Here is a 5,983-nt window from a genome sequence, read left to right on the forward strand (position 1 = left end):
GCGACCGTGCAGCTCTCCCCCGCCGACTCGGCCGGGGAGAGCTGCACGGTCGCGGTAAGACTGCCCGGCAGCCGCTCCAGGACGGCGGTCAGCTCGTCCTCGTCCGCGTAGCGGGCCACCACGGTGACCGGACCGAAGCATTCCTCCAGCAGCAGTTCGTGCGCGCCCTCGGCGAGCCGGGCCGCGGGCACGGTGAGGAAACCCGCGCTGACCGTGTGCGCCCCGGCCGCGCCCGGCGTGACGGGTGAGTCCACCTCGGGCAGGGCCGTGCGTTCGCCTATGCCCGCGAGGAAGGCGTCCCGCATGCGGTGGTCGAGCAGTACGCCGGGCTCGGTGTCGCTGACGGCGTCGGTGAGCGCCTTGACCAGGCCGTCGCCGTGCGCCCCGGCGGGCACCAGTACCAGGCCGGGCTTGACGCAGAACTGGCCGACGCCGAGGGTCATGGAGGCGGCGAGTCCCGCGCCGATGTCCTCGGCACGCTCGGCGGCCGCGTCCTCGGTGACCACCACCGGGTTGAGCGAGCCGAGTTCGCCGTGGAACGGGATCGGCACCGGGCGCGCGGCGGCCGCGTCGAACAGGGCCCGGCCGCCGCGCACCGACCCGGTGAAGCCCGCGGCGGCGACCAGGGGGTGCCGGATCAGGTCGACGCCCGCGGTGAAGCCGTGCACCAGGCCGACGACGCCCGAGGGCAGCCCGTGTGCGGTCGCCGCCCGGCGCAGCACCTTGGCGACCAGCTCGGACAGCGCCGGGTGGTCGGGGTGGGCCTTGACCACGACGGGGCAGCCCGCCGCGAGCGCGCTCGCGGTGTCGCCACCCGCGACGGAGAAGGCGAAGGGGAAGTTGGAGGCCGCGTAGACGGCCACCACGCCGAGCGGGATCTTCCAGCGGCGCAGGTCCGGCACGGGCGGGGTGGCGGCCGGGTCGGGGTGGTCGATGACGACGTCCAGGAAGGCGCCCTCGTCGACCAGGTCGGCGAAGGCCCGCAACTGGTAGGCGGTACGGGCGAGTTCGCCGGTGAGCCGGACCGGGCCGAGGGCGCTCTCGGCGTCGGCCACCTCGATCAGCAGCGCGCTCACCGCCTCCAGGCCGGTGGCCGCCTCGCGGAGGAAGGCGGCGCGCACGGTGCGGTCCGCGAGGGCGTCGCGCGCGGCGTGCGCCTCCCGGACGGTGGCGTCCACCTCGTCGGCGGTGGCCTCCACCGCGACCTGCTCCCGGTGCTTCCCCGTACGCGGGTCGACACTCCAGACTGGTGCTGCTGTCACCGCGGTTCCCTCCAGACAAGGCCGCACTGCGGGGATTCGGCCATCGGCTCGTTCGATATGCTGAACGCCGTCTCCGATGGTGAATGGGCTGTTCGGAGACTATAGGGGCGGGGGCTTGCTCAACAGGGGTCCGCGGCCTTGGGGCGACGGCCGAGCGAAGGGTCCAGGAGCGATGACGGCAGCCGAGACGGGCGGCGGGGCGCAGGTCAAGTCCGCGGTACGGACGGTGGAGTTGCTGGAGTACTTCGCGGGGCGGCCCGGTATGCACTCCCTGGCGGACGTGCAGGAGGCCGTCGGCTACCCCAAGTCCAGCCTGTACATGCTGCTGCGGACGCTGGTCGAGCTGGGCTGGGTGGAGACGGACGCGACCGGCACCCGGTACGGCATCGGGGTACGGGCACTGCTGGTCGGCACCTCCTACATCGACGGCGACGAGGTGGTCGCGGCGGCCCGGCCCGCGCTGGACCGGCTCGCGGACGACACCACGGAGACCATCCACCTGGCCCGGCTGGACGGCACCAACGTGGTCTACCTCGCCACCCGCCAGTCCCAGCACTACCTGCGCCCCTTCACCCGCGTCGGCCGCCGGCTCCCCGCGCACTCGACCTCACTGGGCAAGGCACTGCTCGCCACGCACACCGACGACCAGGTGCGGGCGCTGCTGCCCGAGAAGCTCCCCGCGCTCACCGAGCACACGGTGACCGACCGGGAGGAGCTGATCGCCGAGCTGCACCGCGTCCGCGAGCAGGGCTATGCCGTGGACTGCGAGGAGAACACCCTCGGCCTGCGCTGCTTCGGCGTCGCCGTGCCGTACCGCACCCCGGCCCGCGACGCCGTGAGCTGCTCGGTCCCGGTGGCCCGGCTCACCCCGGCACACGAGCAGATGATCAAGGACGCGCTGCTGGACGCGCGGGACCGGCTGACGCTGGCGACGCGGCGGTTGTGAGCGGTCGCCGCGCACACGACATCGGCACGGAAAATCTGAACATGTGATGAGAACCGCGTCGGGAAGGGAACGGAACCGGCGGTCCGGCTCGTCTTCCCCTGCGCCATGAACAAGACGATCAGGCGCGCCGCCGTCTTCTCCCTGCTGCTCGTACTCGCCCTGCTGATCCGGGCGACCTGGGTGCAGTTCTACGACGGCAAGGCCCTCGCGGACGCCCCCGAAAACCGCCGGAACGCCATCGGCACCTACTCCCGCCCGCTCGGCGACATCGTCGTGGCCGGTAAAGCGGTCACCGGTTCCGGCCGGGCCGGCGGGAGCGACCTCGCGTACAAGCGCACGTACACCGACGGCCCGCTGTACGCGGCGGTCACCGGCTACGCCTCGCAGGCGTACGCCCCCACGCAGCTCGAAGGTGTCTACGCCGACCTGCTCAACGGCACGGACACCCGGCTGCGCACCGTCATGGACACGGTCACCGGGCGGCGGGCCGATCCGGGCAACGTGATCACCACGATCGACCCGGCCGTGCAGAAGGCCGGTGCCCGGGCGCTGGGCGGCAACAAGGGCGGGGCGGTGGCGATCGACCCGAAGACCGGCAAGATCCTCGCCATGGTCTCGACGCCGTCCTACGACCCCTCGGCGCTGACCGCCGCGAACACAGCGGGGACGGCCTGGCGGAAGCTCACCACCGACAAGGAGAAGCCGCTGGTCAACCGGGCGATGCGGCAGCCGCTGCCGCCCGGCTCGACCTTCAAGCTGGTGGTGGCGGCGGCCGCGCTGGAGGACGGCCTGTACCCGGACGTGGACCGGCCCACCGACAGCCCGGTGCCCTACACCCCGCCGGGCACCACCCGCGAGCTGCCGAACGAGAACACCGCGGCGCCCTGCGAGAACGCCCCGATCAGGGTGGCCCTGCAGTACTCCTGCAACAACGTCTTCGGCAAGCTCGCCGTCGACCTCGGTCAGGACAAGGTGCGGGCCATGGCCGAGAAGTTCGGCTTCGACGACGACAAGCTGGACGTCCCGGTGCGGGCCTACCCGAGCGTGTACCCCGCCCATATGGACAAGGCGCTCACCGCGTTGTCGGGCATCGGGCAGTACGACGTGACCGCCACGCCGCTCCAGATGGCCATGGTGTCCTCCGCCATAGCGAACGGCGGGGAGCTGGTCTCGCCCCATATGGTGTCTCAGCTCACCACGGGCGACGGCGATGTGTTGCAGGACTTCGGGGACGCGGACCGGAAGCGGATCGTCAGCGCCCGTACCGCCGAACAGCTCCAGTCCGCGATGCAGACGGTGGTGCGGGACGGCACCGGCCGGAACGCGCTCATCGACGGGGTGACGGTCGGCGGCAAGACCGGCACCGCCCAGCACGGCCCCAACAACAGCGAGACGCCGTACGCCTGGTTCACCGCGTACGGCAAGTCGGACAGCACCGGTCAGGAGGTCGCGGTGGCGGTGATGGTCGAGCAGTCCGGCGCGGCCCGCTCGGAGGTCAGCGGCAACGGGCTCGCGGCTCCGGTGGCCCGGGCGATGATGGCGGCGGCGCTCAAGCGGAGCTGAGCGCCGCCGCCATCAGGGTCGGCCGGGGTCCGTCAGGAGACGAAGTACGTCGGGTTGGGCAGCTTGTACGTGCGGTCGGCGTAGCCGCCGTCCAGGTCGGAGTACTGGTCGCCGAAGTTGGCGATGATCTCGTACCCCAGGTCCTGCTCGATGTGCTTGCGGGTGCCGCCCTTGTACTGGACGGTGGTGCAGGTCCAGGTGCCCGGCGTGGCGCAACCGGACAGGTAGGCGGGCGGGTTGGCCTTGTCCTTGAGGAACATGTGGCCGGCGTCCAGATTGACGTCGGCGCCGACCTTCTTCAGGTTCTCCACCGCGCCGGCGCGCTGGGACTCGCTCAGGCCGGAGTTGTAGAACACCGTCACACCCTTGGCGGCGGCGTACCGCACCAGCTCCGGGCTGCCGAACACCTCGGGACGGTCGGCGCGGTTCACGTAGTCGTTCCAGGTGGCGGAGTCGTACGTGTAGTTGTAGCGCTTCTCGTAGTCGAGGCTCAGCAGCAGGGTGTCGTCGATGTCGAACACCACGGCCGGCTTCTCGCCCCGGTGGTGGGCCTTGCGGGCCGCCTTGTCGATGTACCGCTTGGCGTCGGCGTCGATCTGCGCCAGGTCCTTGGCGTACGGGCTGGTGGGCGACGCCTGGTACTTGCCCGCGCTGTCGGCGGTGGTGCCGTAGTAGGCGTCGATGTCCTTCACCAGGAGCCCGATGTTGTACGGCTCGTGCGTGGAGTTCGCCGTCGACTGCCCGGCAGTGGCCGCCCCGGCGCCGTACAGCGCACCTCCGGCAAGCGCACAGGCGGCAGTGGCGGCCGCGATCCGCAGTGATTTATGCATGACAGGTGTTCTACGCGCGTAAGCGCTGCCGCGCGACGGGTGTTGCAGGATCGAGATCAAGCCAAGCCCTGCGGGGCTTGGCGGGTGTGTACGCGGCAGGTGGTCCCCGGCGCGCGGGGAGTTCCCGCGGGCGCAACTCGGCTTCGCGCCGGGCCCTGTTCGGCAGGAGCCGGGGCACGCCCCGCGCGGCGGGCGTCAGGGCAAGGGCTCCGGAGAAGACCGGCCGGGCTGCTGAGTGGTTCCCCTACGCCCGCCACCCCGGGTCGCGGCCGCTCAGGCCCACCGCTCGGTCCAGGAGGGGGGCCTCCGGGGGGACCTCGACGACCGGGCCGAAGAGGCCGTCACCTCGGTCGGGGTCCTCGGCGGCCGCGAGGAGGAAGCCGTGAGCCGAGGCCAGGGCGGGGAGGTCGGGGATGTAGGGGAGGCCGAGGGCGCGGGACAGGTCCCAGCCGTGGATGACCAGTTCGTCGGCGGCCACGGCTCCCGCGATCTCACCGGGCAGGTCCACTCCGCCGGCGCGGGTCAGGCCGGTCCAGGCGGCGGGGTCTCGCCAGGCGTCGGCCAGTTCGTCCAGCGCCTTGGGGAGGTCCTCGCGCCAGCCGGGGGGCAGGTCGGGGACGGTGGCGTCGGGGTTCGTGTCGGTCGTGGCGCCCAGGTCCTTGCGGGCGGCGTCACGGAAGGCGACGGACAGGTGCAGCAGGTGCCCCAGCAGGTTCCGTACCGGGGTGTCCGGGCACGGCGTCGGCGCCGAGAGCTGCTCGTCGCTCACGGCCTCGGCCAGCCGTGCCACGATCCGGGCCTGCGGGCCGAGGTCCAAAGTCGAGTCGGTCATGCTGGTCTCCCAGGAGGTGCGCACGGGCGTATGAAGGGGGGACCGGCCTGCCCGCCGAAACTCATCGGCCCCGGCCCGCTCACCAGCCCGCGAGCCCCTCCCGTACCGCCGCCAGGTCCGCGTCCGAGGCCAGGCCCGCGTGGTACAGCCGCAGCTCGTTCGCCCCCTCCCCCCGCGCGTGCGCCGCGTCCGAGGCCAGGCGAGCAGGGTTTCCGCCCATGCCCGACACCACCGTCAGGTTGGCCGCCAGCACCGTCCGCTCCCCCGCGTGCTCAGCGAACGGAGCCAGGCGGTGTGTGCCGTCCACACAGGGGACGACCACACCGTCCGCCCGCGAGAGTATGTGCGCCGGGTCCACCCCCGCGTTCGCGCCGCAGTGGTACGAGACCGGGTCCGCGTGCAGCAGGACCTGGAAGCCCTCGGGCGCGGCCCCGCGCACCGCGGTGATCGCCTCCTCTTGGAGCGTGCGGGCCACCGACTCGCGCCACGTCCGCGCAGCCGCAGCCCTCTCCGCGCCGAGCGCCCGCTCCACGTACTCCCAGCCCCCGTC

Annotated in this window: 5 protein-coding genes and 1 pseudogene; 2 read left to right on the top strand and 4 right to left on the bottom strand. The window is 72.5% G+C overall.

The window, feature by feature from the left end; genetic code table 11:
* On the bottom strand, positions 1-1,262 hold a 1,262-nt coding region (locus CCN33_RS23860), incomplete at its 3' end, for an aldehyde dehydrogenase family protein (RefSeq protein WP_107483980.1).
* Positions 1,263-1,434: 172 nt separating this feature from the next.
* Here CCN33_RS23860 and CCN33_RS23865 point away from each other — a divergent pair.
* Both CCN33_RS23865 and CCN33_RS23870 read left to right on the top strand, forming a co-directional pair.
* Positions 1,435-2,208: an IclR family transcriptional regulator gene (locus tag CCN33_RS23865; RefSeq protein ID WP_086695560.1), complete on the top strand. Its 774-nt coding sequence runs from the start codon at positions 1,435-1,437 to the stop codon at positions 2,206-2,208.
* Positions 2,209-2,313: 105 nt separating this feature from the next.
* Positions 2,314-3,771, top strand: coding sequence for a peptidoglycan D,D-transpeptidase FtsI family protein (locus CCN33_RS23870; RefSeq protein WP_086695561.1), 1,458 nt, complete (start codon positions 2,314-2,316; stop codon positions 3,769-3,771).
* Between the two features lie 32 nt (positions 3,772-3,803).
* On the opposite strand, the gene CCN33_RS23875 is transcribed toward CCN33_RS23870, so the two are convergent.
* The 3 genes and pseudogenes from CCN33_RS23875 to CCN33_RS23885 form a co-directional block, all read right to left on the bottom strand.
* Positions 3,804-4,601, bottom strand: a complete 798-nt coding sequence (locus CCN33_RS23875; protein WP_086695562.1) for an HAD family acid phosphatase — start codon at positions 4,599-4,601, stop codon at positions 3,804-3,806.
* Positions 4,602-4,845: 244 nt separating this feature from the next.
* Entirely contained in the window at positions 4,846-5,433 is a 588-nt protein-coding gene (locus CCN33_RS23880; protein ID WP_086695563.1) for a TIGR03086 family metal-binding protein, read from the bottom strand.
* Positions 5,434-5,512: 79 nt separating this feature from the next.
* Positions 5,513-5,983 (bottom strand): annotated as a pseudogene (locus CCN33_RS23885) (hypothetical protein); the annotation flags it as partial.

The organism is Streptomyces recifensis (assembly GCF_002154615.1).
Taxonomy (GTDB): Bacteria; Actinomycetota; Actinomycetes; order Streptomycetales; family Streptomycetaceae; genus Streptomyces; species Streptomyces griseoluteus.